Raw genomic sequence first — 26008 nt, 5'->3', positions numbered from 1 at the left:
CTAGTTAAATCGGGCGAGTGTGGTACCCCGTGGGCGGGTGTACATGCTTAAGGTGCGCTGCCATTCCATGCGGCCTTTACGAATTTGTTCCAGGTCTTCTGTACTCATCATCTTGCCGTTGATGCTAACGGACTTACCCGCCAGTACATCTTTTTCGGCTTCGATATACAGCGCGACCATGTCTGCCGCTTCTTGCTTTGACATTACAGCCAGCCTCCTGATTTAACCGAACCACCATTTAGCCAGTTATTGGCTTGGCTCTTTTTCGGTTTTTTGGGTTTGGGGGATTCATCGGTTGATGATGGGTTTTCGTCTTTATTGGTTATCACTTTACTGAGCGAGTCGAGATTAATGCCAAACCTGTCAATGGCGATATACAGCGCAGCCAAGGCATACACAAAACAGTCCAGCGCTTCGTTACGTCTGCCGCCAGCTTCCCAGCGATAAACAATGCGACCGTCGCGGCGTGTCGGCAATTTGCGTTCAGACGTTAACTGTTGCAGTTCGGTGTCATCACAAATGCTGTCGTTCAGTGGCAAATGGATTGCACCAGGTGTACGCGTATCAACACTGGGTTGAGTGCGCATCATGGCCATGATCAACTCTTTGGCGTTGTCGGTACCCACCTCGGTTAAATACACACCTTTGTTGCTTCGCTTACGCGGGAAATTGGCAATTGGCTTGCCGTACATATTGGCGCCTTTAATGGGTACCACGCGAAACAAACCCAACTTTTTACTCATTGAGTAAACGGTATCGGAGTAGTGGCCGCCCGAATCCCAACACGTTGTGCCAATACTCAACACAATGCCGTCGTTACGGGGGTAACTTTGGTTTAAGCGCTGCGCGACTTTATCGAGTAGCACTTGGCTGGCTGGGTCGCCATACAAAATAAACCTATCGATTAAGCCGCACTCTTTACCTGCACCCCACCCCCAAACACGGCCTTCGTATCGGTCGTCTTGGGTATCAACACCCGCGGTGACATACACAACCCAATCGGGCATTTTGCCGTTGGGGTACATTTCGCGGCGACGGCCTAAGTCTTCCCACTCGATGCGTTCGCCGTTGTCGTTGTCCCATGGCTGGCCCAATTTTGTGTTAACAAAGGTTTGTAACTTTTCTTTATCACCTTTAGCTTTGTAAAACTCAGTGACTAACTTGGCCCAACTGTTAAGCGTGTTATAGGCCGACCAGATATAAATCGAGATATTTTCGGGCGTTAAAAAGTCGTCGCCGTCTTTATCAAAAAAAGAAATAAAGTCTGAGGTGTAAACACCCGTTTTGTCGCATATCCATAAAGCGCTTGGGTGTTCTTCCATGTCATGCAGTTGATTGTTTTCAATGCAACAACCGCAGTGCTCGCAAACGTAATAGGCTGTTTTTGGCTCGCTACCTTGCCACTTAATACCAAAGGGTTCAGTTTTACCGCCCCACTTTAAATGCTGCAATTCATCACAATGTGGGCAAGGCAAGTTGAATCTAAATTGGTACTGGCTTTCGCTACAGGCCTTTTCAATTTGGCAGGTCCCTAATACTTTAGGCGTTGAACCCCGTATCGATTTAGGAAACAACGACAGTTCAACACGGGTGTCACCCAACGATGTGGCATTACCTTCGTGTTCGATTGACTCATCAAAACCGGCTAACTCATCGTAAATAACGTCATCGGTTGATATTTCACGATAGTTAGCCGCGGCGGTACCACCACGCACCATTAAGGTTTTACCGTTGGTAAAAATTTTATCTTCTAAGGTGCTGTCTTTATGCTTGCGGCCAATCCACGGCGCTAGGGCTTTCCAAATCGGCATATCACGTATTGCGGTTTCAACGTGTTTTTTCATAAACGTTTTGGCGGCACCGTCACGTGGCTGGTATATCAGCACGTTACGCTTTTTGTGTTCTATCTTGTAGCCAGCATTGGCCATCAGCATTTTGGTGTAACCCACACGCGCAGACTTCATAATGTTCAGCGTGGTGATTTGGTCGTTACCCATAGCATTTAATATACCGATTTGAAACGGTAAGCTTTCCCATTTGCCTTCGGTGTACGATGATTCAGACGACATATAAAAATGCGTGTCGGCGTATTCACTACAGGTCAACATAGGTGGACGATAAAACGATTTAAGGCCAGCAGCGACAGCAGCTTTCAAATTTTTAATCTGTGCTTCTGATATATTCATCTAATAAATCCTCAATGCCGTTGGCCAGTTCAGCGGCGGTGTTTTGGCTTTTAATCACTTCGGCGCGAATAGCGTCTATGGTGCGTTCAGGCATGTCGGGGAATTTACGTTTTACACGAATGTGTATTTGGTCCAGCACCGGCGATATTTGCGCGGCAATACGGCTAAGCACAAACGAGCAAAACGTCACCTCAACCACTTCTTTGCCGTCTTTTTCGTTTTTAAGCTCTTGGCCGTAGGCTTGCGCTTTGATTAAGCGGTAACGCTCAAAGTCGATATTGGGTTTTTCGTTATCTTCGGGCGTTGGATTGCTTACATGTTTTTTACGCTCATTAGCCACGCGGTTACCCACCACGTCGCTCATGGTGTATAAACACTCACGGCCTTTTTTACTGTGTATCGGCACATCCCACTTATCGAACGCCTGAGTACTAATGCCCAAACTTTTGCACAGGTCGGTTTTATTCAGTAGCACTGGCTCGGCGTCGGGTGTTTGAATACGTGCCATTAGCTAGTCCTTGTGAATATCGTCTAACACATGGCTACATCGTTCTTGTTCAATATGCTGTAATTGTTTGGCGAGTAATTGTGCTTGCAACGTTTGTATGTGTTTTTCACCCTGTCTCTTACGGGCCTGATAAAACCAGTTAATAAACGCGGTAAACACAGCACACAACACGCCGACTAACACCCCAATATCCATATCGTTCACATAACTGCCTGCAGCGGTAAAAAACGAAGCAATGTAAGACAATAACGAGGTGAGTTTTGCACTTAGGTCAGTCGTTATGCTCATATTGCTGCCGCCATTGTTGTAGGCGCAGCATGTTTGCATTACAACTTGCTAGCGCATTGGTTTGAGTAAGGGAATGATTCAGTAAATCCAGATTTGAGAACCCGATAAAACGTGGGTTATCACAAAGCTCAAGCCAATCAGGGGGCGGTAACACATAAACCGTTTTGGTCTGTGTCACCACTTTCACAATCGGTTTGCTTGAGCAGCTGCACAGCATCACTAGGCAAATCAGTATTAGCCCATGTTTTAGTTGGCTCATGGTTTGATGTCCTTAGCTGATTAGCACGTTCTAGTTTGTGATCTAACGTCGATTGGAGATCGGCTACTTGCTTGCGGTGCGAAGTATTTAGCTCGGTGATAATGCGGTGATCACGTTCAAGCGTTTTGATGCGTTCATCTTTGTTAGCGTTGCTGCTCAATAACGCATCCACGCTAACTTGCGATTGCAGCAAGTCATGGCTTAATGTTCCGTTTTTAGCTTTAAGTGAGGTAATGCCTAACGCGCCAAAACCAACTACCGTGGCTAAAATGATGACAATGCATAGCAGCACTGTGGTTTTAAAGTCGTTAAACATTACAAATCCCTCAAACAATAACGCCGCTCATTTGAGCGGCGTTTAATTAAGCCAGGTAACTTTTTCTTCTTGGCGTAAACCCACCTCGGCAACTCGTTACATGCGCCAACGCGATCACCTGCCCACAACTTTTTACGCAGCGTCGAAGCCCCAAAAGCCTCGGCCCCAACGTTGTAGATAAAACTCAGGTAAGCAATGTGTTCACCCTCGCTTAATGGCGGGGTAAGTTTCACCAATTCACGGTCAAAGGTGTTAAGGCTGCTAGCCAGCATGTCTAAGCACTGCTGGTTGGTGAACACCATGCCAAGCTTAATGTTGTGGCCAGTTTGGCCAAAGCAGGCCGTTTCAATACCGGCAGGGTCAACATAGGTGCGTAATACTTCACCTTCACCCGTAGCAACTAACACACCTCCAGTAAGAATGGCACCAGTAAACCCCAGCGCCAAAAGCCTTGTTTTAATATTCATGCTGCACCTGGTAAATATGAGCAAAAAAAAGGGCTCCAATACAGGAGCCCAACGGCGATGATGTAACGAGAGTTGTTGAAAAAAGGAACCAGAGAGGAAGCAAAGCCAGTTACGCAGTGGTATCAAGCTTATATAAACTGTAGCTGTTTTTAGGGGTAAAAACACGCCATATATGGCGTGTTTTACGCCACATATGGCGTTGGTCGAATTGGCTTTGTGTGATATGTAAAACCGATAATTTTTAAATTTGATTTAAAAGTTATCGGTTAAGTGAGTTTCTGCAAGTAAGAATACGGTAATAGGCTTTAACACACTGAATCAAATTATGTTAACTATGGTGGATTGAGTTTAGCGCCGTTTTAAGTGGCAAATTTGAAGCACAGCGTAAAATTTGTCTGACAGCAGCCCCTTGTTAAAGGGCTGCAGGTAAGTGCACCAGTCTATTATTTGTTGGATTTCCTACGGTTACATTCACGACAGAGCATTTGCCCGTTATCCAAATCTGTTTTCCCACCTTGTGACCACGGGGTAATATGATCAGCCTCCATCTGAACGATCTCAAAGTGTTCCGAACAGGCGGAGCAAATACCTTTTTGTCGCTCATATAAGATTCTTTTTTGACTATCCGTAAAGGCTCTTATACTCAAATATTTTTCGTTTCTCGTAAGTAAATACTCGTACACACCTTTCTTTTTGGTAACTTCATCATCACTCATCAACTGAACTATTTCAGCTTCTAAACTATTCGGATCGAGGTTGTCATCTTTATGAGTATTGTAAAGTTCCCCCCAAGAAATACCCTTCATTTCCTTACGGTACTTTGGAAAAGTAGCCTTGACCCAATTAATAACAGATTGAAAATATAACCATAACTGATTGGCATTTTGATCATGCTGATGTTCTGCCATATAGGCCTCTATATCACCCCCATTGATCCATGAGATAGTGGTTTCAAGGTAATCTTGGCGAATAGCTGACCCTGTCATGTACTTGTCAGCAATTTGTGACGCTGCACACTGTGTCTTAGAAAAATAACGCTTAACGTCTGATGTCCACGAACCTGCATAAACTGCATTTCTTAGTTCTTGATCTGTTAACTTTTCGCCTGCGATGTTGATTGTGCGAAACCAATCCAATTTTTCACTATCTACACCGCTACACTGATAAACCGTTAACTCGTAGTTGAGTATTGAATCTTTTTCATCTCCATAGAGGTTATGAAAATAACGATCCTTATATGAAAAGACTCCATCTACATATTGGCAGAGAGAAATAGTACGCTGTTGACCGTCGATAATTTCAAAGCCATTTTCAGTTACCGCCCAATACATTGTATTAAGAGGAAACCCTCGAGTAACAGTGTCAATCACTGCTTCACGCTGCTTGTCATTGTAAACAAACTCGCGCTGGTAAGGTGGACGGATATTTAGTAATCCATTAAAACCTACTACCCCAGCTTCATCATTATCTTGGTAGCTATCGATCAGCTCTCTGATGGTTATTTTTTTTAGATTAATATCCATTTATGCCTCTTGTGTTAAAGGATTACGATTGCGAATAAAGAGACGTTTGTAGACTTTTTTTCCATCGATCATTGCTTGTGCAACTCCACTTTCAGGCTTCCAAAGTCCTCGTGAAAAACCTTTGCCTTCACTCTCTGTAGCACCGATTATCTCGAATTGCTCTGGGTTATACTTTGTAAGGAAGGTAATAGGTACTCCCATTTCCCCCTTGTAATCCATAGGAATATTTTGTGTCCTAGAAACTTCAATTGCATCGTAATTATCATAGCGCGGATAAGCAGCTTCGTTGCCATAGTAACGCTGCACTAAGATCATTTCTTCGTGCCGTTTATTATGGTCAAGGCTTGTATACCAAACTACTCCGGATACTCGAATCATGCCTTCCTTATGATCGGCATCAGAAGCTGTATCCTCGTAGTGCGGTGCTATAAAATGAGCCATATTTCTTTTAAACCCGTAACCTAACCACATTTTGTTGTCTTTGATTACCGGGAAAACATCTTTATAGGTGATTGCATTCTGATGGCCGATAATTATAAACTTTTTATCGAGGCTAGCTAATTGAGCCACGTACTCGCTGAATAAGGAAAAAGGCGGGTTGGTAACAACAATATCCGCTTCTTTTAAAATTTCTATGCACTCTTGGCTGCGAAAATCTCCGTCTCCATTAAGTAGCGTCACTTCAATATCATCCGGCGTTGGCAGATTGTTTGTGACGCCGCCTAGATATTCAAGCTTCGTAGCTTGTTCTGATTCCCCCTGACTGAAAAGATCAACACTCTGGCTTCTATAACAAGTAGTAATTAGTTTTTTAAGGCCTAGAAACTCAAAATTTTTCGTGAAGTACTCAAAAAATGCACTGACATATGGATCATCACAATTACAATAAACCACTTTGTCTTTGAAGTGATTACGGTAATGGCGTAACTCCCGTTCGACATCGACTAATTGAGTGTAGAACTCATCTTTTTTGTTGCGTTTTGCAGATTGCAGACCGCTATTTTCGTTTGCCATCTATCTTAAACTACCTTCTTACTTAAATTATATTTCAGCGCATTATTCCACACGGGGAGTTATTGATGAACTTCCAGTATCGCTCAGCCCTCTAACGAAGCGGTAGAATAACTCTAATAGCCAAATTAAATTACCTTTACACAAAAATATATATTTAATCTTCTACCGAGTAAAAATCAACTTTAATACCCGCTTCAAGAAACATTTCATATGCTGTTTGACCACTTAAGTCCCATGTTTTTCCATTAGTATCAGGCTTTAACGCAACAACTCTTTTTACCCCTGCTTGAATAATCGGGCCTGCGCACCTTGCACAAATAGGCTTCCCCCAAACATAAAGAGTAGAACCAAAAGATCTTGAGCCCGCAGCAATTAAAGCATTTACCTCTGCATGTACGACTAACTCTAACTTAACGGCCTTATCCGTAAGCCGCTCCGCTGAATCTTCAACACCCATAGGAAAACCATTGTAACCAATAGATATATCACCACCTTTTTTTGATGATAATGCAGCTCCAACTTGAGCATTAGGATCTTTAGACCATTCTGATACATGTTTAGCTAATAAACAAAAACGGATATCCCACTTATTCATTTCTTTTGATTCAATTAAAAAATTCATTCTTCATCCTGAAATTATTACGCTGAGGTTGATTAGATTTTCTAGCGTTTTAGTATTTGTGCGTCGCGCTGTTTGCATGACAAAAACCGCTTTTTAGACTTAGCCGATGCCGAGTCCAGGTTAATGGCTACACTTTATGCTATAGGAATTTTCTTTTTTTGATGCGAGCTCTGGGCAGCAAATTAATGTTGAATTGATTATGAGGCTTGATTTGTATGTGTTCAATTGCAATTCCCTTGTCATTGTGGTGTTCCATCACATTTTTTAATGTCTAACTGATTCAATGAGGATTATATACTCGATTGACTCACTACTTAGCTCCGCGCAGCGGCTCTATTTACATGAGCCAGAATCAATTTTTTTCCCATCTAAATCAAGCTTTTCCCAACCTTCACTCACACGCTGTGGAGGATAAATACTCATGTGATGCCAAGTATGATATTTCGCAACTACATCTCCATCAGGCGTCACTTCATCATAATAATCATCATCGTTGTCCATACCTTTACGCTGAGAGCTTTTAGAGCCTGTTGAAACTAAATGATTGCCTTCAGATATTGGCAGATAGCGAAATTTACTTGCTTCTAGCATACGGATACTCCTTCTATTGAGGTGCTTTGCCTAACAGCTTATTGAACGGCTCGACCGATAAAGCCGAACGTTTAAGTTATTGATGAGTATAACCTTACATTTTATATGTCTTTGAAGTAAAGCTATTTAATGTCTCTTACACTCAAATAAAAAACTTAAATTGCGCGTTAAAAGTGTCAACGTCAAATTTAAACAATAAACCAAACAATATCAATACATTAGAGTAAGGCGTTAAATCTGCCAAACGGTTAGCTTAATATTGCCCCATTTGTTGCTAAGTCTCTAAAACACATACGCTTTGCTTTAGGCAGCAAATAGCTGTGTGATCAAAGGTTCTCGATGACACTATGTTAGCTTTATAAAATGGCTGAAGGGTTATCGCTAACTCACTTAACTGATAACAAATTGACAAATGCGCCTAAGTGGGGCGATACTAATCATGCATTGGCAAAATCCAATGCCGGGATTAGCCTCTCGCAATACCCAAGGCGCAATAGTCGCCAGCCCAGAGCTGGTTTTTTATTGCGTGATTCAGCGCACCACTACTATGGTGGGCTGGATGGGGGCACTTCGGTGCGCCGCTTCCTTGGGGCGGTAAGGCTAACCCTGTTCAGCTCATCACCCAAGTTTAGCCTTCTTGGTTGATGAGAACTCACGAACCAAGGAGTTTCATCATGCATGCATTAACAAATCAAAATCACCCAACGCAACTCGTTTTTATTAACGACAAACAAACCATTACCAACTCACAGGTTGTGGCCGATTATTTTGGCAAAAAGCATTACAACGTCTTACGTAAAATTGACGAAATAATCACCGATGCGCCCATTGAATTCACGTCAACTCATTTTCGAGTTCACGCAGTAAAACTGCGAGCTGGGGCTGTAAATCGTGATTCTAAAATTTACGAAATGACCAAAGACGGTTTTATGTTTTTAGTGATGGGCTTTACCGGTGCCAAAGCTGCCGAACTTAAGATCAACTTCATTAATGCCTTCAACGAAGCCCAAAAGCGACTTAGCCGCACTCAACATCCGTTTGAGCGTCAGCGCATGATGTTTACATGGGAAGGCGGCAAAATAGTGAGCTCGCAACCGATAGATGATGACCAGTTTGTCACCAGCCGCGATAAATTAGTGCAGTACATGCGCGAACCCCGCTTTTTATCGCTTGAGCAATTGCTAGAAATCAGTGAAGCCGCAAACCAACAAATCGCGACACTAGCAAGATTGGCAGAGAAAAAAGCTCGTTTACGCTAAAAACCACAGTTAAACGCCCATAAAAATGGCTACATCAAGTAGCCATTTTTGTTTGTTTTTCAAAACATCTTTTTGGAGAAATTCTATAGTCTCAACGCCGCAATAAGGGGCTAAAAATTGTTTACTAAAATGTTGAGGAAAGAAAACAGCAAACTGTTTTTAGTTCCTTATTGGCTTTTTAAGGGCCCACTGCTGCATACTTTCAGACATTTTTTCTAATACAAGAGATTCAGTATTTTCAGACAAGTCAATTAACTCAGCTAAAACAACAAACGACATTAAAGCTACTACCTGAATTAGCTGAACAACTTCTTTGTCATCTATATTAGGAGTTATATAATTACCATCGCCCAATTGTCGGAAGGCATTCTGGTTGCCGCCATGAGCATAACTATGCATTAACGGGCGCAACTCTTCCCAAACCTTAGACAATATAGGCGCGTTACCAGAATATTCTTCTATTTCTTGAACAAGATCCCAAGTACTTTTCCACTTGTCTTTATCAATACATTCATTTATTTGTTCTTTGCTCGCACACCTATTAAGCCATACTGACCTATATGTTGTTTCTAGCAGAGGTCTTAAGAGCGCATATGATGAAGCAAAATTTCTTTTTTGAATTAAAAGCTGTATAGCATCACAATGATTAAGAGAAACAAAAAGCATCGCAGAAATAAATCTATTTTCATTTGTTCCTTTCACAGAACATTTTTCAGACTCTTGCCATATAATTTTTAATTGATCTCTGAGCTTGAAAATACACTCCATATTCAATGGGCCTTTAACGTTTTAGTATTTATGCGTTGCGCTGTTTGCATGGCACAAACCGCTTGTTGAACTTGGCCGTTGCCGAGTCCAGGTTAATGGGTACGCTTTATGCTATAGGGATTTGCTTTTTTTGAAGCTAGCACTGGGCTGTAGAGCAATGTTGAACTGATAATATGGCTTGGTTTGTACGTATTTCATTGAAATTCCCTTGTCATTATGGTGTTCCATCACATCTTTTTTAAGTCTAGCTGATTCAATGAAGTTAATATACTCGATTGAGTCGTCATTTGGCTCCGCCCAGCGGCTTAGTTCAACGCTTTGCTAAACGGCAAGAAAATAGTTGGCTAATGTTAGCGAGGAACGAGCAAAAGCCAACTGTTTTTTATCCGTTTAAGTAACTTGTTAGATTTCATCTGCATCTAATGGAATTATCAATACATTGGAAAGATTATGAACTGAACTTCATTGCTTTTAGCACTTTTTTAAAATCATATACGACACTCCTAATTTCCTTTAATTCTGCATTTGCTTTTCCAAGTATTGTAGCTCCTTTATAAGAGCTTGAATCAGTTTGGTCACCTAGGCTCTTCTTATACATTAAATAATCTAATATTTGCATTTTATAATTGTGTAAATGACCCTTAACTTTTTTGGGATAGCTACACGACTTTTCATCATATTCAGAGAAAAACACTACCAGGTCGTTCATATTCTGCAAATGTAAAGAAACATCCTCCTCTAACTTTTTGTTGGGATCGCTAAACTGAGTGATAATGATGCTTGTTTCGATATTGCAAAATTCTTCTAACTGAATCGCTGATTTTAGCTGCACCTGTAAATCAGCATTAAATGACTTTTCTTTCACTTCTTCTTTATCTTTTTTAAGGGCCTCCCTATCTTGATCTTTGTGCTTCTTAGTAAGCCTAAAATTTATTGAACTCCAGAAGTAGTTTATACAAACTCCAAGTAACATAATGGCACTGGTCATAAGCATTATTTCTGTACGTTCAAGTGATTTAAACCACTCAATTACCATCGTGAAAGAGTTAGACATTAAATCCATTCTTATTCCTTCTAAAAATTAAAATACACTGAGCAAGCGAAAAAGCGATTTGAAACCTAACGCCCGCGTTAAGCGGACAAAAATTGTGGGTTATAATGTGTAGCGAAGCGAAACGTAACCCGCTGTTATTTTGTTCCGTTAAAACGCCTTGCTATAACCATACATTACGTACTTTCAGATCTTTTTTTGACAAAGTAACTAATTTTTTAAGACATTTGCTAGCTTCAATCTTTAGCGGTCCATAATAGTCATCAGGATCGATAATTTCGCCAACTCTAAAATCTATAAATGCTCGCAAAGCAGTATTTGCATCCTCTGAAAATAGGAATGAACCAGTATCTGCTAGCTTTCTTATTTTGGGTCTAGCTTCACCAATCATAACATTCAACAATTGCTTCTGTTCATCTGTTAAGTTATTAGTTTCCCAAGCGTTTTTATGAGTTTCGTAGTAATGCACGATATCAGAAAGGGCTTCTATTGCATTTTGATATGCCGTAACACGGAGTTCCCACCATTTCTTATGGCGAAAGTCTCGATTTGCCATAAAAGATGCGAACAACCCTGCAATGATCCCTACTGAGCCTAGTTTAATTAATTCGAGTATCACTGATTGCATATTGTCCTTGTTTAACAGCTTATTATGTCACGATGCTATTGATCATGAAAAGATACCATAGCGGCTGTACGAGTATGAATTCCATCACCAGTATTTCGGTTATAGGCATAGAATTTTTCGGCATAAAGTTTAAATTGACTTAATTCTTCAACGATTTCATTTTGAGGCTTAATTGTTGTGTCTGATGACCATAAGCATGCGGATGCTTTCGTAGAATAAGCTAGAGCTAAATAAGCCATGTCGTATATGGCCTTATTAATAAATGGATACGCTGAGCTGAGCGTATTACCTAAAGCTACCCTAGCTTCATGCAATTCAGTTGCTGTTACAGAAATATCGTCTTCATTTGTCAGGTTTTTTTCGACTGAGTCGAATAAAGGCGAAACTCTGGTTAGTGCATCCCAAATTTTCTGATAATGATTATACTCAACCTCGACTAGATATTTATGTGTATGAACAACACTTTCGTTTCTATCAGACAGCCTAGATAGGTTTTTTTTAAGTTCAGACTGCAATTTTGCAAGCAATCGATTAGATTGACTTACCTCATTAGTTTTTATTCGATTAATCCATATTGTCCCTAAATACGCAAACAAAGCACCAAGAACAACTGTTTGCCCACCAAAAATCAATAAGAGCGTGTCAATATTCAATACAACCTCCTGTGACATAACAGCTTATTCAACGGCTCGACCGATAAAGCCGACCGTTTAAGTTATTGATTAATATCATCCTACGTTTTCTATATCTTTGAAGTAAAGCAATTTAATGACTCTTACGCTCAAATAAAAAACTCAAATTGCACGTTAAAAGTGTCAACGTCAAATGTAAAAAAATAAACCAAATAATATCAATACATTAGAGCAGCCCTATTTTTCTCAACATAGTCCTTTAGGCTGCAAAAAAGCCACAGTGAAACGCCCATAAAAATGGCTACATTAAGCAGCCGTTTTTGTTAGTAGCCAATCAGAGTGAGTAGCAATGAGTTAGCAAGGAATGGGTCTGTATTTTTAATATATTTAGTAAGTTATCGCTTTACTGAGTAAAATGCAGAGTGCACGATTTTGACTAATTTTTTTTCTTGCTCGAAAGAAATGGCAATAGAAGGATCGTAATCCCAACATATACTATTGTCTTTGGTAAAAACATTTACCGCTAACTCTTGGGGTAAGCCGTCGGCCCTTTTCAACTCATTTTGAATTATCTCTTCGATGATCGACGTCTCAGAGGTCGATTCAATACAATACAATTCTGCAGTGTTACTCATAGTCATCCTTAACTAGTGAACTAGTATTTACATCAATTTAACCAGTCCATTAAAAATAACATCAAACTGAAGTGATAGAAACAAAGTTTTAGGCGATCAAAAGTTGCGGTTTAAGACGATCAAAAGTTGAGTGAAATTGTGCATCATCAAATGTAGGGTAAAACACTATTAATTCATTAACTTAATGAGTTTATTTTTTAGGTGAAATTGAATAGCAGAGATCAAGCCTATAAAACAACAACGCAACCCCCTAAATTTTTCATATGTAGTGAAGCACTGCGCTTCTCCGCCCCCGCAGTGCACCGAGCCAGAAGGACCCATTTAATTTTAACCCCAAATGAGAATCGCTCTCATTTGAGTTAAGTCAACCCAACACCTTGAATTATCGACATATATCACTCAACTATTTCAATCTCTGCCCTTCTCAACCAGTACACATAGGACTTCTTACTATCAAATCCCATCAAGGCCCACTGCCCTTTGCAGATGTAGTGAGCTCTAATGGCCCGTATACATTGCGGTGCTAACCGTTCAATCATCATATCGAAGTGCCTAACCTCACGAGGGGGTGTTATCTCGACTACTGCCGAACTACCGTAAACAATCACCTCGCCTAACTTGTCGCACTGGCTTCGGCTTGCGAACCCTTGGCCAAATTCTTGATGGGCCCAATAGTTACCCCAGCGCGTTAACCCATGACGCAACGCCTTCATGTTCAGCGTCACTTGTTGATGCTGCAGCTGCTGCACATTAATCTTCACCATTATTATTCACCATTAATAATCGCCCTTATTTCATCAATCCCTAACTTAAACACCTGGGCGCATATTGCCGACACATCATCAAACGGCACTCTCACATCACCCCGTTCCCAACGCTGATAAGTCCGTTCACTTACCCCGTAAATCTCGGCCACTTCGGTCTGGGTTAGCCCGCGAATATTCCTGCCTGTTTTCAAAAAATCAAACCCGCGTAATGCCATTTCGCCCCCAAAAACCTCTAATTGCATATTCTTCTAATAATGATGCAGTGATCATCACAGCCACCCACTGGCAGTCATGGTTTGACCGTTCTCAACTTCCACAGACGATCTAGGCAATATCTCGGGCGCAACAGAAGAAAACCCACGATAAATTAAATATTGATGATATTGCTCTAACGCTAAACTCATGCCCTTATCCAAGGTCGATTTAACGTACTTACGCAGCAACACAGGCAAGGCATGATTCAACAAACGTTCACCAATCATGGTATCGACACCTAAGTCCGCAACAATGGTCCTGAACAATCGACGTAAATCATGGCTAGTGAAATGTTTAAAACGAATTTGAGTGTGCCAATCATGAGCACAACGAATGGAAATAGCCCCACTGGTGCCAGGGAACAAATACGCGCGTTTGCCAACATGCTTAAGCTGCCAACATTTATAATGCTGAATAAGTGCTTTAGCCGACTCCGTCATCGGTACTCGATGCTCTTGTTTGTTCTTGGCATTACTGGCCGGAATAACCCAATAATCACCAGCAAAATGCTCCCAACGAGCCAAACGAGTTTCGTTAATGCGCGTACCAAACATCATCATCAATACAAACAACATTTGCACCGGCATCACCACTGCACCTAAACGAGTAAACAACTCAGCCAAATCCGACTCAAACAAGCGCGTATCCAAGGCATCATTCACTTTAATGGAATACGTCACCCGATAACCAGCAAGCGGATTGGCGTTAATCAAACGAAGCTTTGAAGCCGCAGCAAACACCGATTTAAGCTTATTAACGGCTTCACGAATGTACTTAGGTGAAAACCCGTCAACCAACATCGGCTTAACTAAACTCACGTCAACCGTCATAAAGCTCACATCATGCAAACGAACATCAGCCAACCTCGGCAACAAATGACACTTGATCATCGACTTAATATTGCTGCGCCAACTCTTGCTATAAGTGGTGTTATTGGCAATATGTTCCTGGTACCACTCAAGCAAACTGCCAACCGAATCAAACTGGCCTGTCACCATGCCGCCCACATTGCGTTTAGCCAACATCACCGGCAAATCAGCGCACAAAGTCTTAATACACATGCTTGGCCAAGTACCCACCTTTTGCCAAACTGTCTTACCGTTTTCATTCAACACCAAATGAACACTCGCCCGCGTTCGGCCAGCTGCAGCACGTAACCGAATTTCAGGAAACTGCGGATCACGATAATCACGAATAACACCACCGTTTAACCAACGCCTTAACGCCGCATCGTTTAACTTACCAACCTCAACACCAGATGCCGCCTTTACCATCATCAGGCCACCAACCTATATTCCCAAGCGGTGCACTGTTCACGGCGGCGCTTTTGCTTAACCGAATTGGGCAACTCGCGCCAACGGGCACTTAGCGCTGTTTCGCTATCGTGCACCCCAAACTGGTCAAAACACTGTTGTTGGATTTCGTACAAGGTGAGAAAACGGCCACTGCTTAACACTCGCAGCAAACGCTCTTTTTGAGTCAAAGATTGATTACTCATCGTTAGCACTCCTTAAACCAAGTTGACGCCTAAACTTTGCCACCAACGCTTTACCCTCAGCAGGTTCAATGCGGCGGGTAGCACGAGTGGGTAACGCTTTAGGCAACTCAACATCAACCAACTCACCATTGCCGTATTTACGACATAAAATTTCGTACTGGCGGGTAAACATGGCGAGTACGTCTTTTTCTATGCCGGTAGCAAACAACCAGGTACCACATTGGCGCACAGCCAAGCCAACAACGTCATGGCTCCATTTATGCCGTTCTAAATGATGATAATGGCGCTTAGCCTCTTGATAAGCCGAATCTAAATCAGGCAAACCATAATCAAAAGCCGTTGGCTGACACCACAATGCAAACTGGCGTGGTGTTGGCCAAAACTGGCGATCGCCCTGCTCGCGTCTTGCTCGAGTTAATCCCATTTGCACTTGATCACGGCTACTCACGCCCTGAGCTGCTAGCGTTTTAACCCACTCGGCTTTGTGCAACGACTCAACATCATCCTTGGGCGCACCAACCGGAAACAACACGCGCAGCTTTGCAAACACACTATCGACAATCGCCACATCCATTTCAGACAGCTGACGGCCTGAGCCATTACCCTGCATAGCGCCAACAATTGAACCTGTATTAACCAATGTTTGAATCGACTTCATATCAACGGGTCCTCTGGGTCAAAAACGGCATGAGACCAATCGGCCTTAACCGCTTGCTTAGCTACTAGGCCAGCGTTAACCAGCCAATCGAACTCAAAACCAATCCAGCAACGTGAAGCGCATAACGCAAAAACATCATCAACCGAACAACCCGCAGCAACGGCTTTCATCAAATGCGGTGCCAGGCGATTAACCGCTGTTTGGGTCAATTTGGCTTTTTTCTGTTTGCGAACGGCTAACCAGTCTTTAAAAACTTGGTCGCTTGGCAAATCAGGCCACAGAGAAAAATCCAAAGCTGATTTTTTCGATGTGGTGACTACATCTTTTAAAGATTCATTGACTGGTTCTAAAGTGACTGGTTCTGGGTGCAGGAGATTCACTAGGGGTAGTGCAGCAGATTCACTAGGTAGTGCAGGAGATTCACTAGGGGGTAGTGCGACAGATTCACTACCTAGTGCAGCAGATTCACCACCTAAAGCGCTTTTTTCATCAAAATTTAGGTGAAAAACATTAGATGAATTACCCTTAACACCCTTGCGATATTCACGACGTAATAACCCCGCCGCCTCAAGTTTTTTAACGTGGTCCATCACACTACGACGGCTAATTTCGCACTGTTCAGCAATGTAACTATAACTTGGCCAGCACTCGCCCTGGTCGTTCGCGTTATCCGCCAATTTCAATAACACCAATTTACGCAGTGGATTGCCCACTTTCGTTTTCATGGCCTTAACCATCAGTTCCATACTCATGCGGGGCACTCCCACGCACTCAATCTAGCAATAGCTAAATTGACGAAACACAAATGCTTGAGTAACATAATATTGCCTCTCTTTAGGTATTAACCCCGTTCGGTCGCCAAACTTAAGCGGGGTTTCTTATTTCCAAAACACACATACAAAAGAGTTGATCATTCGTTTCTGTTTTCAATATAAATATCCCGCGCCAAGTTAGTCCGTAACTGGTAATAAATATCGCGCCGCTTCATATGTTTGGCTTGATTAACTGGGTCTATTCTTGTTATCTCAATCGAACGCTCGGCGCGTTTTTCTTGCATCAGCAAATAACCCATAAACCAATCCACACTCGCTTGTGGTAACAACAACGTATTTGAACCACCTAATATCGCTTTACTCACCAACTTTTCCGCAATAGCCTCCAAACGGTCTGCCTTAACCTCAATCAATTCGGGTTCACGCTTTAACAACTCAATAATTCTGCCTACCTGTGAACGCCTAAAATTATCAAACGCAGTAAAACCATAAAAACACGCCACATCATCCTTAAATTTGACTTCACACATTGGTGAAGTATGTTTGTTCAATTCAGAAACAGTTTCCATACTGCAACCGGCTTCATGCAGTAAAGTCGCAATACCAGAAGAGCTATTGGTTGGGCACGTTCTTATCACCGCAGCCATAGCATTAATTTGCTGCTGACGGCTTATGCGTTCAAATGCTTCTTTTTCTTCTGGTGACTCGACCATATCAATAGGGCGATAAACTAATGTTGCTAGATGACTGTCTGTGATACCGCATCGCATCCAATTGACCTCAAAGCCCTCGTTTATTTCATCTGCAAACACGTATTTGTATGTAGTGGCAGTAATATCCTTTATCCAAAAAAGTTTTCCCAGTGGGTTTTTGTCATAAGCCTGCGCATCTGTTGGTGCATCTGAAAAATCATTATTCATCACACTGTTATCACTTAACTGAGTCATTACCTGCCCCCTTAAACATCAAACAAAAACCAACGGTTAATATCACAGCCAACACAAGCCAAACTAAAATAAATGACCACATATCAACCTCGTTTACGCATCAGCACACTGCGCTGTAAGCGTTCATAATCATCACGACAATCGGCATCACAAAAGCGTTCTGCCGTCGGTGACTCGCAATAAAAACAACGTCCAGTTAATGGCGGTAAAATCGGTTTAGCCTTGGTTAACTCGCTGGCTAAATGCAGTTCGGCTATTTTGTTAGCTTCATCAACGTTATCTGCCATGCTAACCAGCCGACTTTAAATTTGATTTGGTCAAATAAGGGTAATGCCTTTCAAGTACATCAAGTGTCAATGAAGCCACAGCACGAGATTCACGCAGTTCTCGATAAGCGGTTTCAACCAGATGACGACTCGGATTAATCCCCAAACGAATAACCGCCACTTGGGCATCACAGTTTTCTTTGGTTAACGTTGCCGCCATATCATCTGCACTTAACGACATAGCATCACCCATATGATCAACAACAACTGTCACGCCAACCATGCCGTAAACATCGTTTAAATATCCAATGCGTAACTCAACTGGCATCGCGGCCAATATCGCCTGTTCAACATGAAACAAGCGTTCTGGCACTGCATGCTGCCCTTCATACTGCCCAAGCCAGCGGAAAATCTTTTGCGCATTCACTCGCGCATTGTTGTAAATATCATCCGAGTAGGTAAACGTAATCCCCTCTTTAGCCAACACCGTCGCCAGCTTTAAGTCATCAACCGCCTGCACTACCGCAGTGGCCAACGCCGAACGACTGACCTTAGGTAATTCAAGCCACGCATTAATGGCTTTCATCAATAGTTCCAAACGTGATCTTTGTTTCATGCTTTTTCTCCATGCTTACGACTAAAATTAAACTGCTTGCTTGATCTGCGGGTTACCAACTTTGAGCTTACCGTTTGTGATCACTTGAATTTGATAAGCTCGAAGTAATGGGACTGTATCCCCCCACTTTGAAATTGCAGGCTGTGAAACATCAAGAACCTTAGCTAAGCGCCCTTGACCTCCAAAGTGAGCAATAACATCAGCTGTCTTCATAAAAACTCCAAAATTTTAATTAACCAAAATCATATTATAACCAAAGTTAATTAAACTCAACAATAATATTAACTTTGGTTAGTATCCAAGGTTATAACCTAAGTAATATAATTAACCCATGAAAACACTTGCCCAAAACCTTCAAGAAAAGCTTAAATCCGCTGGGATAACCCAAAAGGAATTAGCAGAACGCGCCAACATCTCTCAAGTGATGGTGCATAAACTCATTTCCGGAAAAGCTAAAGAGTCGTCAAAACTAGTTGCGATTGGTGCTGTGTTAGGTTGCACCGCAGAAGAATTGATGTTTGGTTCTAGTAAATCAAAACCAACCAGCAATGCAGAATGGGCTGGCCCAATGGAAACATGGGATAGCGGCACACCGTTAGGTGATGATGAAATAGAGATACCGTTTTATATGGAAGTAGAACTCGCCGCAGGACACGGAATAGCTGAAGCAAGTGAGTATCGTGGGCCTAAATTACGTTTTGCGAAGTCAACGCTGCGGAAATCGAGTGTTGATCCAACCAATGCAGCTTGCGTGCGTGTTAGCGGCAATAGCATGGAACCAGTATTACCAAACGGTTCAACCGTTGGTGTAGACACATCTCAAACAGATGTGATCGACGGTAAAATGTACGCTATAAATCACGATGGTATGTTGCGGGTAAAAACTTTATACAAGTTACCAGGTGGCGGTTTACGCCTTCGCAGCTATAACATCGACGAGTGGCCAGATGAACGCTACGAAGGTGAAGTTATCAAACAAATCAAAGTTATTGGCAAAGTGTTTTGGTATTCGGTTTTAATTTAACAGTAAAAGCCTAAATAAATAGGCTTTTACTAGTGCGATATTAAACTTGGAGCTGGTTATCTACCTCTAGGTTTGATACTTCCCAGTTATATTGGTCCATTAACATCGCCATTTCATTGTATACAGGTTGTTGCTTATCAATATCCCTTATGGTCAATATAATCGAAAACGGGATTAATACACCTTCTGCTTCATATCCATCCCTGTCCATTACTGAAACTCTTAGCTTCCAATCTTTTATATCTGCACCCTTCGGGAATCTATTCTTATAAACTTTAACGGGTGACCATTTATCACCATTCTTAACTAAATCACTTTCAAATAAATATAATTCATTTTGGACTGGTACTTGGGATGTAAACTTCTCACCAATAACTTTCCCAAAGCCAACTTTTACATCCATCTGACAATACTCAAATGCTTTTTGGGGATCTAATTCAGGTTGGTAAACTAAAGTTATAAAAAATTCAGCACGAACTTTACCTTCCGGGGTTCTTAAACACTCAGGTATGGGAAATGGCAATTTTCGGATTTCAAAGCTTTTTTGTGCTTTCCCTTCAAAAACCATAGTGCTTTCATAATCCTTTACAGATAAGATATCTTCGCTACCTTGTGGCTTACCCCATCCATAGTAAGACTTATGCTCATCAGCTATTTCTTGATTCAAATTTGCACTATGAATTAAGAGGGCTTTTATCAAGCTAGGTGTAGCTCTATCTCCAATTTTACTAAATAAATTAGCTGCTATTGATGAAACTATAGGAGTAGAAAAACTGGTTCCAATATCGTGATGTGAGTTACCATCAACATCAATAGAATTAACGCCAAGGACGATTGACTGTCCACCGTTAATTAACACATTCCCGCCAAAATGAACTACTTCAGGCTTTTGAACATAATTAGACACAGGACCCTTTCGACTAAAACTAGAAGGCTCGGTATTTTTAACGAATCCGTCAATATGTGCAACGGAACCTACTGTCAGGGCTCTCACTGAGTCACCAGGAGTAGAAATACCATCATCTAAGCAACCAATAGGTGGCCACGCCCGATTAGTTTGTACATAATTCCCTGCTGCAACAACACATAAACAGCTATATATATCTTGAAACTCGTCGAGCATTATAGCCATTGTTGAAATTTCAGATTTCGAAACTGGACTGTTACCACCTAACGATAAATTCCATACCTTAATTTCAGGATGCACTTTGGCTACATTATGCATAGTTTGTATTATGCTATATAAATCTCCACCATCAGAACCCAAAACTTCAACACTAAAAATTTTAGATTGGCAGTTTGGGAAACGAGGATCATAGCCATTTAAATTGAACGAGTTTGAAATTAAACCACTTACAAAAGTGCCATGTTCGTCTATTTTATAATTTGGTGCGATACAGCTTTCACGCCCAACTACCCAATGTGACAGAGGAATAAAATTAGCACTAACACCACTATCGACAACTGCTACAACAGGATATGTCACGTCTTGAATAGGAGGTAAAAAATTAGGAGGGTTTAAACCTACCGCCGCCTTAACCATGGGTTTCAGCTGTATACACTTACTAGACATAACACTTTGTATTCCAGCAAATGTTGGTAATAATTTAAGTATTGAGTTGGAAGTATTCGATACTTTATATAATCTTACAGCATTTGATGAATGTTTTTTCCATTCACATCCTTTGCTATCCAGAAAATACTCAAAGTCTGTATCAAGTTTTTTATTTAAAAGAGCTGAATTATAACGAAATAGACGAACACTTAAAGAATCTACATCTTCACGAACATCCAGATTTAATTGGTATTTCTCAATTGATTTTATTGTTGAAAGTGCTTTTATTGTAGTTTTAGCTTTGCTTTTTGATATTCTAGCACTTAGTTTGCTTAGTCCTGCTGGGGTTATTTGGATAAGGAGTTTTGAATAGCCAATATCACCGAAGAATGGGCACGTCCTCTCATTAAAAATATCTGTTGGACGGTGACTTTTTGCAATAGCATTAGCTTCAATCTCAACGACAGCAACAGTTACTGAATCAGCAAAACCTTCAACATTCTTAAGCGACTCTATCGATCCCAATAGCTCAGACCGAAATTCATCAGTGACTTCCTTAAGCGGTGTGTTATCACTTCTTCCTATTACGACTGGTTTATAATAGTCAATATCAGAAAACTTAACATGTTTTATTGGGTTTCGATTGTTAGCCATTAATTATTTTCCTTAAATATCTTTGACACATTGCTCTGAGACGTACTCCAAAGTTGACTAATAAACTTTTTACTAAATAGCTTATTGTTTATTGAGAACAATCTCTTCATGCACCAGGACCGTTCCTCAGTCTGGAAGCTTAACCAATTAAATCGGCATAATAATATTTTACGCATCAATTCAATAGCATCTACATTATCATCGTTTACAATCGTTTGTCTCAAATAATCAAATGTCACCATCTCTATTTCGGCACCAGTAAGCCCTTCACTGAGTGTTACAAAATGTTCGATTTCAGTATCATCAAATGGAAATTTATAAATAAGCTTTCTAAATAGTTTATGACGCACTTCTGATATTGGTGCTTTTAGTTCCATTTTGTAGTGGAAACGCCTACCAATTGCAGGATCAAGTAGATGAACATGATTGGTAGCCGCTACAAGTATTGTTTCTCCCAAATTATCAATATTTTGAAGTAAACTAACAACCACACGTTTTAGCTCACCAATTTCATTTTTATCATCTCTGGCTTTTGCTATTGCATCAAACTCATCCAAAAATAAAACGCACGGCTCTGAGCTTGCATATTCTAATAGAGAGCGAATATTTTTTGAGGTTGAACCAAGATAAGATGAAATTAAGGCATCTGCTCTTGCTGTGACCAAAGGTAACCCCAAACGCGCAGCTAAATTGGCAGCTAGCTTGCTTTTACCTGTACCTGGAAGACCATGTAACAATAACGTAGAGTTTATTGGTATATCCATCAAATGAAGCTGCTCTTTCTTTTGAATATAAGTAACAAAAGAATTGATAACGTCTTGATCATGCTGCTGTAGAAATATAACTTGATCATCTAAAGAAGGAAAAGTCCGATCTGCTAAAGAAAAACGATTATCTTTTTCCACAGGAACAGGTCGAGAGAAAGCAGATTGAGTATTTAATAGACTTGAATTGAGAGATGATAATTTTTCTTTAAACCCACGTAAAGCAATGTGTTCACCATCAATTTGCAGTTTTTCGCATAGTAACTCTGTATAAGAAACAACCAACTTTCGGTCACCAGAAAGAGCACCGCTAACAATTTTGTACATTTCAGGATAGTACTTCATAATTCACTCATACTTGCACTTTATGTCAAGATCTTAGCATTAAATTCACCATATCAACTAGTTTTATTACCTATCAAGAAAAAAATTTACTTGAATAAAAATTGATAACAATTCACTTATTTCAACACAAAGTAATTATCCTTAGAGAAGGATAACGCACAAGCATTTTATGAATACACATAAGACTTTTAAAAAAATAACATTATTACTCACGATAGAACCTGCTAAGTCACTCAATTCCCAGTGTTCAGGACTTGAATTAATTCATAGTTCACTGTGAACAAAAAATCATTTAAAAAAATCAACCGAAGAAATAATTAACCAAAGTTATTGACCGGTTAATTAACCTTGGTTATATTTGAGTCGTACCCAATAACTGAGGACGGCAAAATGATACTGACAAATACTCCTGCAACAGACAAACAACGTGCTGAACATTTCCACCTGGTCAGTATCCGTTTTGCCTGTCTGCTCACCACCAAACAAGACCCAATGGACTGTGAACGTGTTGCTTTGCGTGTTGCAAAACTTGAACGCCAATTAATGCACAGCAACCCAAGCCAACTGTTCAGCAGCCAATTTGAAAGCCAAGCTGGTGAATTGGGCGATAACCTCGCTATGCGTTACAACCACCACACTGGCCGCATTACCATCTGGCGCAATACCCCATTACATCAAAGCGGCAAAGTGTTCCAACTAAGGGCAAATGTATGAGTGCCGCAAACGAATACTGCGACCGTGAAATAGCCAAGTGCAAAGACATGATCCGCACTTGGCCCCACGAAGCACCATGCCTTAAGCGCTTAATTAAAGGCTGGCAACGCACTAAGCAGCAATTAAAGCAAAGTTCAACGGTCGAAAAGGTTTTGTAGGGGTGTTCTATGTTTTTTGTATTCGGAGTAAGTGAAACATTAGTTAAGAAAGCAGCTGATAAAAAGTGCAGCAGGTTCACTGGTACTTATCCAAATAGACGAGAACTCACTATTGATGAATACCAACAAAAGCCAGCCCAAACCCGTGATGAACTGTTTGCCAAAATGAAAGCACAAAAGCTAAGTCACAGCTTATCGACACCTAGTTTAGCCAGGCAATACGCAGAGTTAACCAAAGCACAAGAACAGTGCCGAGATATTGAAATTAGATACCGAAAACCAACTGGCGCCATTAACCCAAAAACGAAGAAAGAAGTTTTGGAATGGTCAACCTACATAGGCTAACAATCGAAGAGAGCAGCGATTATGAGTTACTTTAAAATTACCAACGATAAAGCAGTACAAACATTCAAATCATTTGAAGCAAGCAAAGCTGAGTTGATTGAACAAGCAACTAAATTGGCAGCTCACTTTGGCGGGGCACCTATTTTTAGCAGTAGAACTGATTGTGTTTCATTTGCAGGAATCAATTTTCATAACTTCAATAAACTTGAAAATAATCATCTATGGATGAAGCCTAAAGCGGCAAATTGTTTTGCTTCATCACCTAAATACGGTAAACCGAAAGCAGCAGACCGCGAAGCGCTAGAGGCTATCAAAGCTAAATATAACGAAATGATGCCAGAAGAAGTTTCACGCGAACCGCTTCTAAAAGCGATTGGTACTGACTGGGGCAACTGTTTGTTCACTCCTCTTTCGCTGTTTCTTCACAATGACGTTATTTATCTTAATACCCGTCTTAACCTTATAGATGCAACTGAGATTTTTGGCAGTGAGTACGATGCAGCTAAACGCGATCATGAAGCAGCTAAAGTTCAGGTGGCAGCATGAGCCAACTCACTCAAAAGCAAATAGCAGCGCGAGCCTACTACCAGGCAAACCGTGAGCGGATCCTCGAGCAAAAGCGCGGAACCTATCAGCCTAAACATAAAAAGCCTGCTGTGTTGAAAGTCACTAACTCAAAACCTGCTGTGCAACAACCAACAGTGACCAAAGCAGACATTGAATGGGATGGCCAGTTAAAAAGTCGCAATGGCTTCAATGGCATCATCAACGACGACACTGAATACCGCGACCGCAAAGCAATCAATAAAGCCATTAGTGATCAAGCTAAAGCAAAAGCCGCAGCAAGACGCCGTTCTGAAGACATCAAACTAGCCCTAGAGTTTGGTATTAGCATTGAGGATTTAGCGTAATGGATATGCCAACACCCTGCCCGCATTGCGGGAATGTCGTTGAACTAAACGACATGGTTAGTCACCCTAATGAATTTAAATCTATGGTTTGCGAAGAGTGCCACGATTTAATCGAAACTGAAAACAACCAAGGTTCTTTCACTGATGATTATGGCAACAAGTTAACTTGGGTTGCTACACCTGATGATGGGTTACTTGAGATTTACGTCAATGGCAAAAATATCACTACATGGGGTTATGAAGATGATCCTGAAGCTTTTTTTAGTGACTTTATGGCTATATGGAATAAAGCCCAGGCATCAACTAAAAGCGGTAATGGCGGTGCAGCATGAATAAGGTAACCAAAACGTTCAGTACCAAACAAGGGGTTGTCACGTTATCAGATCCGTTCTTCACGCTTATGGCCGATCAACCTCAAATTGAAGTGACATATAAGCCAAACAACTATAGCGGCTGGGGTATGTGTAAAACCTACAACGCCATTGAAGTTAGCGACTTTACCCAAGCTGATGCCGAGCTATTTGCCAGCACTGCCGATTCAAAACTACGCATACAGGGTTACGCAGCATGAAAAAGTCAGACGTTATCAAAGAAGCATTAAAACAATGGTATGCCCATCCGCGTGATCAGGTCGGCTCATGCCAACAGTTCATGAAAACACTAGCAGAAAAGCTAGCTAAGGAAGGTAAGTAATGAGTGCAGCAATAAAAAGTCAATCAGACCTAATTGAACATTATTACATTAACCAGTACATGAGCGGTGATCAGGTGGCTGCCAAGCTTGGCCTAAGTCCATACAACGTAAAAAAGTATTTACGGGAGAACGGCATAGCCAGAAACCGTAAGGAAGCAACATCTAAAGCAGCAAGGACAATGAGGCAAAAGGCAGCCAATAACGCATTAAGCGCTTATGACCTGCAGGAGCAAAGAGAGTCTCGGACATATTCAAAAACATTATCTTTAATACACAAGCGTGTATCTAACTAGACGCTATTTATAATTTAACTTTTGG

The 26008-nt window shown here is 41.2% G+C and carries 40 protein-coding genes; 12 read left to right on the top strand and 28 right to left on the bottom strand.

Translation table 11 applies throughout. The features are described from left to right. The 11 genes from H5114_RS03250 to H5114_RS03205 all read right to left on the bottom strand — a co-directional run bounded on the left by H5114_RS03250 (position 1) and on the right by H5114_RS03205 (position 7774). Complete coding sequence (locus H5114_RS03250) at positions 1 to 204, bottom strand: hypothetical protein (protein WP_011637143.1); 204 nt, start codon at positions 202 to 204, stop codon at positions 1 to 3. Continuing rightward, positions 204 to 2186, bottom strand: coding sequence for a phage terminase large subunit family protein (locus H5114_RS03245; RefSeq protein ID WP_182722197.1), 1983 nt, complete (start codon positions 2184 to 2186; stop codon positions 204 to 206). The genes H5114_RS03250 and H5114_RS03245 overlap by 1 nt, the downstream gene beginning before the upstream one ends. Next, positions 2161 to 2694: a terminase small subunit gene (locus H5114_RS03240; RefSeq protein ID WP_182722196.1), complete on the bottom strand. Its 534-nt coding sequence runs from the start codon at positions 2692 to 2694 to the stop codon at positions 2161 to 2163. Before H5114_RS03240 ends, H5114_RS03245 begins: the two co-directional genes overlap by 26 nt. 3 nt (positions 2695 to 2697) lie before the next feature. Then, positions 2698 to 2982, bottom strand: coding sequence for an HP1 family phage holin (locus H5114_RS03235; protein ID WP_232772167.1), 285 nt, complete (start codon positions 2980 to 2982; stop codon positions 2698 to 2700). Beyond that, entirely contained in the window at positions 2966 to 3199 is a 234-nt protein-coding gene (locus H5114_RS20705; protein WP_404948339.1) for a hypothetical protein, read from the bottom strand. The genes H5114_RS03235 and H5114_RS20705 overlap by 17 nt, the downstream gene beginning before the upstream one ends. Beyond that, complete coding sequence (locus tag H5114_RS20455) at positions 3120 to 3557, bottom strand: hypothetical protein (protein WP_182722195.1); 438 nt, start codon at positions 3555 to 3557, stop codon at positions 3120 to 3122. The genes H5114_RS20705 and H5114_RS20455 overlap by 80 nt, the downstream gene beginning before the upstream one ends. Next, positions 3557 to 4024 carry a lysozyme gene (locus H5114_RS03225; protein ID WP_182722194.1) on the bottom strand — a complete coding sequence of 156 codons (468 nt, stop codon included), beginning with the start codon at positions 4022 to 4024 and terminating at the stop codon, positions 3557 to 3559. The genes H5114_RS20455 and H5114_RS03225 overlap by 1 nt, the downstream gene beginning before the upstream one ends. A 443-nt stretch (positions 4025 to 4467) precedes the next feature. Next, the gene (locus H5114_RS03220) at positions 4468 to 5547 is read right to left on the bottom strand and encodes a DUF262 domain-containing protein (RefSeq protein WP_182722193.1); all 1080 of its coding nucleotides are present in this window, start codon (positions 5545 to 5547) and stop codon (positions 4468 to 4470) included. Next, positions 5548 to 6561 (bottom strand): adenine-specific methyltransferase EcoRI family protein, encoded by a 1014-nt coding sequence (locus H5114_RS03215; protein WP_182722192.1) that lies wholly within the window; start codon positions 6559 to 6561, stop codon positions 5548 to 5550. A 154-nt stretch (positions 6562 to 6715) separates the two neighbouring features. Further along, complete coding sequence (locus tag H5114_RS03210; protein ID WP_220492425.1) at positions 6716 to 7183, bottom strand: deaminase; 468 nt, start codon at positions 7181 to 7183, stop codon at positions 6716 to 6718. A gap of 333 nt (positions 7184 to 7516) precedes the next feature. Then, a complete protein-coding gene (locus tag H5114_RS03205; protein WP_182722191.1) occupies positions 7517 to 7774 on the bottom strand; it encodes a hypothetical protein in 258 nt (85 codons plus the stop codon). Positions 7775 to 8213: 439 nt separating this feature from the next. Between H5114_RS03205 and H5114_RS03200 the strand changes: the two genes are divergently transcribed. Then, complete coding sequence (locus H5114_RS03200) at positions 8214 to 8372, top strand: hypothetical protein (RefSeq protein ID WP_182722190.1); 159 nt, start codon at positions 8214 to 8216, stop codon at positions 8370 to 8372. A gap of 76 nt (positions 8373 to 8448) precedes the next feature. Beyond that, positions 8449 to 9033 carry a Rha family transcriptional regulator gene (locus tag H5114_RS03195; RefSeq protein ID WP_182722189.1) on the top strand — a complete coding sequence of 195 codons (585 nt, stop codon included), beginning with the start codon at positions 8449 to 8451 and terminating at the stop codon, positions 9031 to 9033. 159 nt (positions 9034 to 9192) lie between these two features. Here H5114_RS03195 and H5114_RS03190 read toward each other — a convergent pair whose 3' ends face one another. The 15 genes from H5114_RS03190 to H5114_RS03120 form a co-directional block, all read right to left on the bottom strand. After that, positions 9193 to 9801, bottom strand: a complete 609-nt coding sequence (locus H5114_RS03190; protein ID WP_182722188.1) for a DUF6988 family protein — start codon at positions 9799 to 9801, stop codon at positions 9193 to 9195. A 448-nt stretch (positions 9802 to 10249) separates the two neighbouring features. Continuing rightward, on the bottom strand, positions 10250 to 10864 hold the full coding sequence (locus tag H5114_RS03185) for a hypothetical protein (protein WP_182722187.1): 615 nt from the start codon (positions 10862 to 10864) through the stop codon (positions 10250 to 10252). A 151-nt stretch (positions 10865 to 11015) separates the two neighbouring features. Continuing rightward, entirely contained in the window at positions 11016 to 11480 is a 465-nt protein-coding gene (locus tag H5114_RS03180) for a hypothetical protein (RefSeq protein WP_182722186.1), read from the bottom strand. 35 nt (positions 11481 to 11515) lie between these two features. After that, the gene (locus tag H5114_RS03175) at positions 11516 to 12133 is read right to left on the bottom strand and encodes a hypothetical protein (RefSeq protein WP_182722185.1); all 618 of its coding nucleotides are present in this window, start codon (positions 12131 to 12133) and stop codon (positions 11516 to 11518) included. A gap of 374 nt (positions 12134 to 12507) precedes the next feature. Continuing rightward, complete coding sequence (locus H5114_RS03170; protein ID WP_182722184.1) at positions 12508 to 12747, bottom strand: hypothetical protein; 240 nt, start codon at positions 12745 to 12747, stop codon at positions 12508 to 12510. A 395-nt stretch (positions 12748 to 13142) separates the two neighbouring features. Continuing rightward, a complete protein-coding gene (locus tag H5114_RS03165; RefSeq protein ID WP_182722183.1) occupies positions 13143 to 13511 on the bottom strand; it encodes a hypothetical protein in 369 nt (122 codons plus the stop codon). Positions 13512 to 13513: 2 nt separating this feature from the next. Beyond that, a complete protein-coding gene (locus H5114_RS03160) occupies positions 13514 to 13756 on the bottom strand; it encodes a helix-turn-helix domain-containing protein (protein ID WP_259395222.1) in 243 nt (80 codons plus the stop codon). Between the two features lie 27 nt (positions 13757 to 13783). Beyond that, entirely contained in the window at positions 13784 to 15046 is a 1263-nt protein-coding gene (locus tag H5114_RS03155) for a tyrosine-type recombinase/integrase (protein ID WP_182722182.1), read from the bottom strand. Beyond that, positions 15046 to 15267, bottom strand: coding sequence for a hypothetical protein (locus tag H5114_RS03150; RefSeq protein WP_182722181.1), 222 nt, complete (start codon positions 15265 to 15267; stop codon positions 15046 to 15048). The genes H5114_RS03155 and H5114_RS03150 overlap by 1 nt, the downstream gene beginning before the upstream one ends. After that, positions 15260 to 15925 carry a replication protein P gene (locus H5114_RS03145; RefSeq protein ID WP_182722180.1) on the bottom strand — a complete coding sequence of 222 codons (666 nt, stop codon included), beginning with the start codon at positions 15923 to 15925 and terminating at the stop codon, positions 15260 to 15262. The genes H5114_RS03150 and H5114_RS03145 overlap by 8 nt, the downstream gene beginning before the upstream one ends. Beyond that, positions 15922 to 16677 carry a helix-turn-helix domain-containing protein gene (locus H5114_RS03140; RefSeq protein ID WP_182722179.1) on the bottom strand — a complete coding sequence of 252 codons (756 nt, stop codon included), beginning with the start codon at positions 16675 to 16677 and terminating at the stop codon, positions 15922 to 15924. The genes H5114_RS03145 and H5114_RS03140 overlap by 4 nt, the downstream gene beginning before the upstream one ends. Before the next feature lie 158 nt (positions 16678 to 16835). After that, positions 16836 to 17645 (bottom strand): hypothetical protein, encoded by an 810-nt coding sequence (locus H5114_RS03135; RefSeq protein WP_182722178.1) that lies wholly within the window; start codon positions 17643 to 17645, stop codon positions 16836 to 16838. A gap of 83 nt (positions 17646 to 17728) precedes the next feature. Beyond that, a complete protein-coding gene (locus H5114_RS03130) occupies positions 17729 to 17932 on the bottom strand; it encodes a hypothetical protein (protein WP_182722177.1) in 204 nt (67 codons plus the stop codon). A gap of 1 nt (position 17933) precedes the next feature. Next, complete coding sequence (locus H5114_RS03125; protein WP_182722176.1) at positions 17934 to 18527, bottom strand: hypothetical protein; 594 nt, start codon at positions 18525 to 18527, stop codon at positions 17934 to 17936. Positions 18528 to 18554: 27 nt separating this feature from the next. Beyond that, positions 18555 to 18740: a Cro/CI family transcriptional regulator gene (locus H5114_RS03120; RefSeq protein ID WP_011637116.1), complete on the bottom strand. Its 186-nt coding sequence runs from the start codon at positions 18738 to 18740 to the stop codon at positions 18555 to 18557. 118 nt (positions 18741 to 18858) lie between these two features. Between H5114_RS03120 and H5114_RS03115 the strand changes: the two genes are divergently transcribed. Beyond that, positions 18859 to 19551 (top strand): helix-turn-helix transcriptional regulator, encoded by a 693-nt coding sequence (locus H5114_RS03115; protein ID WP_182722175.1) that lies wholly within the window; start codon positions 18859 to 18861, stop codon positions 19549 to 19551. Between the two features lie 40 nt (positions 19552 to 19591). Here H5114_RS03115 and H5114_RS03110 read toward each other — a convergent pair whose 3' ends face one another. After that, complete coding sequence (locus tag H5114_RS03110; protein ID WP_182722174.1) at positions 19592 to 21760, bottom strand: S8 family peptidase; 2169 nt, start codon at positions 21758 to 21760, stop codon at positions 19592 to 19594. After that, positions 21760 to 22869, bottom strand: coding sequence for an AAA family ATPase (locus tag H5114_RS03105; protein ID WP_182722173.1), 1110 nt, complete (start codon positions 22867 to 22869; stop codon positions 21760 to 21762). Before H5114_RS03105 ends, H5114_RS03110 begins: the two co-directional genes overlap by 1 nt. 390 nt (positions 22870 to 23259) lie before the next feature. Here H5114_RS03105 and H5114_RS03100 point away from each other — a divergent pair, with 390 nt between their 5' ends. Genes H5114_RS03100 through H5114_RS03065 form a run of 9 tightly spaced genes read left to right on the top strand, consistent with a single transcriptional unit; the run spans position 23260 to position 25983 of the window. Further along, positions 23260 to 23583, top strand: a complete 324-nt coding sequence (locus H5114_RS03100; RefSeq protein ID WP_182722172.1) for a hypothetical protein — start codon at positions 23260 to 23262, stop codon at positions 23581 to 23583. Continuing rightward, positions 23580 to 23741, top strand: coding sequence for a hypothetical protein (locus tag H5114_RS03095; RefSeq protein ID WP_182722171.1), 162 nt, complete (start codon positions 23580 to 23582; stop codon positions 23739 to 23741). The genes H5114_RS03100 and H5114_RS03095 overlap by 4 nt, the downstream gene beginning before the upstream one ends. Before the next feature lie 9 nt (positions 23742 to 23750). Beyond that, positions 23751 to 24086, top strand: coding sequence for a hypothetical protein (locus H5114_RS03090; RefSeq protein WP_182722170.1), 336 nt, complete (start codon positions 23751 to 23753; stop codon positions 24084 to 24086). A 21-nt stretch (positions 24087 to 24107) separates the two neighbouring features. Continuing rightward, the gene (locus tag H5114_RS03085) at positions 24108 to 24632 is read left to right on the top strand and encodes a hypothetical protein (RefSeq protein WP_182722169.1); all 525 of its coding nucleotides are present in this window, start codon (positions 24108 to 24110) and stop codon (positions 24630 to 24632) included. After that, complete coding sequence (locus H5114_RS03080) at positions 24629 to 24997, top strand: hypothetical protein (RefSeq protein ID WP_182722168.1); 369 nt, start codon at positions 24629 to 24631, stop codon at positions 24995 to 24997. Before H5114_RS03085 ends, H5114_RS03080 begins: the two co-directional genes overlap by 4 nt. Continuing rightward, positions 24997 to 25329, top strand: a complete 333-nt coding sequence (locus H5114_RS03075) for a hypothetical protein (RefSeq protein ID WP_182722167.1) — start codon at positions 24997 to 24999, stop codon at positions 25327 to 25329. Before H5114_RS03080 ends, H5114_RS03075 begins: the two co-directional genes overlap by 1 nt. Then, the gene (locus H5114_RS03070) at positions 25326 to 25568 is read left to right on the top strand and encodes a hypothetical protein (RefSeq protein ID WP_182722166.1); all 243 of its coding nucleotides are present in this window, start codon (positions 25326 to 25328) and stop codon (positions 25566 to 25568) included. Before H5114_RS03075 ends, H5114_RS03070 begins: the two co-directional genes overlap by 4 nt. Continuing rightward, entirely contained in the window at positions 25565 to 25690 is a 126-nt protein-coding gene (locus tag H5114_RS20450; protein ID WP_259395221.1) for a hypothetical protein, read from the top strand. Before H5114_RS03070 ends, H5114_RS20450 begins: the two co-directional genes overlap by 4 nt. Further along, positions 25690 to 25983, top strand: a complete 294-nt coding sequence (locus H5114_RS03065) for a hypothetical protein (protein WP_182722165.1) — start codon at positions 25690 to 25692, stop codon at positions 25981 to 25983. The genes H5114_RS20450 and H5114_RS03065 overlap by 1 nt, the downstream gene beginning before the upstream one ends. Positions 25984 to 26008 lie beyond the last annotated feature (25 nt).

Source organism: Shewanella sp. SR43-8, assembly GCF_014163775.1.
GTDB lineage: Bacteria > Pseudomonadota > Gammaproteobacteria > Enterobacterales > Shewanellaceae > Shewanella > Shewanella vesiculosa.
The sequence above is the reverse complement of the archived record's forward strand: the minus strand, read 5'-3'. Positions and strand labels throughout refer to the sequence as shown.

Bases quoted from the DNA above. Each gene is read 5' to 3' on its own strand.
- H5114_RS03150 (WP_182722181.1), bottom strand. From the start codon at position 15,267: ATGAGTAATCAATCTTTGACTCAAAAAGAGCGTTTGCTGCGAGTGTTA.
- H5114_RS03135 (WP_182722178.1), bottom strand. From the start codon at position 17,645: ATGACTCAGTTAAGTGATAACAGTGTGATGAATAATGATTTTTCAGAT.
- H5114_RS03205 (WP_182722191.1), bottom strand. From the start codon at position 7,774: ATGCTAGAAGCAAGTAAATTTCGCTATCTGCCAATATCTGAAGGCAAT.
- H5114_RS03105 (WP_182722173.1), bottom strand. From the start codon at position 22,869: ATGAAGTACTATCCTGAAATGTACAAAATTGTTAGCGGTGCTCTTTCT.
- H5114_RS03250 (WP_011637143.1), bottom strand. From the start codon at position 204: ATGTCAAAGCAAGAAGCGGCAGACATGGTCGCGCTGTATATCGAAGCC.
- H5114_RS03065 (WP_182722165.1), top strand. From the start codon at position 25,690: ATGAGTGCAGCAATAAAAAGTCAATCAGACCTAATTGAACATTATTAC.
- H5114_RS03075 (WP_182722167.1), top strand. From the start codon at position 24,997: ATGGATATGCCAACACCCTGCCCGCATTGCGGGAATGTCGTTGAACTA.
- H5114_RS20705 (WP_404948339.1), bottom strand. From the start codon at position 3,199: ATGCTGTGCAGCTGCTCAAGCAAACCGATTGTGAAAGTGGTGACACAG.
- H5114_RS03140 (WP_182722179.1), bottom strand. From the start codon at position 16,677: ATGAGTATGGAACTGATGGTTAAGGCCATGAAAACGAAAGTGGGCAAT.
- H5114_RS03165 (WP_182722183.1), bottom strand. From the start codon at position 13,511: ATGGTGAAGATTAATGTGCAGCAGCTGCAGCATCAACAAGTGACGCTG.
- H5114_RS03095 (WP_182722171.1), top strand. From the start codon at position 23,580: ATGAGTGCCGCAAACGAATACTGCGACCGTGAAATAGCCAAGTGCAAA.
- H5114_RS03145 (WP_182722180.1), bottom strand. From the start codon at position 15,925: ATGAAGTCGATTCAAACATTGGTTAATACAGGTTCAATTGTTGGCGCT.
- H5114_RS03240 (WP_182722196.1), bottom strand. From the start codon at position 2,694: ATGGCACGTATTCAAACACCCGACGCCGAGCCAGTGCTACTGAATAAA.
- H5114_RS03120 (WP_011637116.1), bottom strand. From the start codon at position 18,740: ATGAAGACAGCTGATGTTATTGCTCACTTTGGAGGTCAAGGGCGCTTA.
- H5114_RS03210 (WP_220492425.1), bottom strand. From the start codon at position 7,183: ATGAATTTTTTAATTGAATCAAAAGAAATGAATAAGTGGGATATCCGT.
- H5114_RS03185 (WP_182722187.1), bottom strand. From the start codon at position 10,864: ATGGATTTAATGTCTAACTCTTTCACGATGGTAATTGAGTGGTTTAAA.
- H5114_RS03085 (WP_182722169.1), top strand. From the start codon at position 24,108: ATGAGTTACTTTAAAATTACCAACGATAAAGCAGTACAAACATTCAAA.
- H5114_RS03160 (WP_259395222.1), bottom strand. From the start codon at position 13,756: ATGCAATTAGAGGTTTTTGGGGGCGAAATGGCATTACGCGGGTTTGAT.
- H5114_RS03190 (WP_182722188.1), bottom strand. From the start codon at position 9,801: ATGGAGTGTATTTTCAAGCTCAGAGATCAATTAAAAATTATATGGCAA.
- H5114_RS03245 (WP_182722197.1), bottom strand. From the start codon at position 2,186: ATGAATATATCAGAAGCACAGATTAAAAATTTGAAAGCTGCTGTCGCT.
- H5114_RS03220 (WP_182722193.1), bottom strand. From the start codon at position 5,547: ATGGATATTAATCTAAAAAAAATAACCATCAGAGAGCTGATCGATAGC.
- H5114_RS20455 (WP_182722195.1), bottom strand. From the start codon at position 3,557: ATGTTTAACGACTTTAAAACCACAGTGCTGCTATGCATTGTCATCATT.
- H5114_RS03070 (WP_182722166.1), top strand. From the start codon at position 25,326: ATGAATAAGGTAACCAAAACGTTCAGTACCAAACAAGGGGTTGTCACG.
- H5114_RS03195 (WP_182722189.1), top strand. From the start codon at position 8,449: ATGCATGCATTAACAAATCAAAATCACCCAACGCAACTCGTTTTTATT.
- H5114_RS03170 (WP_182722184.1), bottom strand. From the start codon at position 12,747: ATGAGTAACACTGCAGAATTGTATTGTATTGAATCGACCTCTGAGACG.
- H5114_RS03225 (WP_182722194.1), bottom strand. From the start codon at position 4,024: ATGAATATTAAAACAAGGCTTTTGGCGCTGGGGTTTACTGGTGCCATT.
- H5114_RS03130 (WP_182722177.1), bottom strand. From the start codon at position 17,932: ATGGCAGATAACGTTGATGAAGCTAACAAAATAGCCGAACTGCATTTA.
- H5114_RS03235 (WP_232772167.1), bottom strand. From the start codon at position 2,982: ATGAGCATAACGACTGACCTAAGTGCAAAACTCACCTCGTTATTGTCT.
- H5114_RS03100 (WP_182722172.1), top strand. From the start codon at position 23,260: ATGATACTGACAAATACTCCTGCAACAGACAAACAACGTGCTGAACAT.
- H5114_RS03115 (WP_182722175.1), top strand. From the start codon at position 18,859: ATGAAAACACTTGCCCAAAACCTTCAAGAAAAGCTTAAATCCGCTGGG.
- H5114_RS03090 (WP_182722170.1), top strand. From the start codon at position 23,751: ATGTTTTTTGTATTCGGAGTAAGTGAAACATTAGTTAAGAAAGCAGCT.
- H5114_RS03180 (WP_182722186.1), bottom strand. From the start codon at position 11,480: ATGCAATCAGTGATACTCGAATTAATTAAACTAGGCTCAGTAGGGATC.
- H5114_RS03125 (WP_182722176.1), bottom strand. From the start codon at position 18,527: ATGAAACAAAGATCACGTTTGGAACTATTGATGAAAGCCATTAATGCG.
- H5114_RS03110 (WP_182722174.1), bottom strand. From the start codon at position 21,760: ATGGCTAACAATCGAAACCCAATAAAACATGTTAAGTTTTCTGATATT.
- H5114_RS03200 (WP_182722190.1), top strand. From the start codon at position 8,214: ATGCATTGGCAAAATCCAATGCCGGGATTAGCCTCTCGCAATACCCAA.
- H5114_RS03215 (WP_182722192.1), bottom strand. From the start codon at position 6,561: ATGGCAAACGAAAATAGCGGTCTGCAATCTGCAAAACGCAACAAAAAA.
- H5114_RS03080 (WP_182722168.1), top strand. From the start codon at position 24,629: ATGAGCCAACTCACTCAAAAGCAAATAGCAGCGCGAGCCTACTACCAG.
- H5114_RS20450 (WP_259395221.1), top strand. From the start codon at position 25,565: ATGAAAAAGTCAGACGTTATCAAAGAAGCATTAAAACAATGGTATGCC.
- H5114_RS03155 (WP_182722182.1), bottom strand. From the start codon at position 15,046: ATGATGGTAAAGGCGGCATCTGGTGTTGAGGTTGGTAAGTTAAACGAT.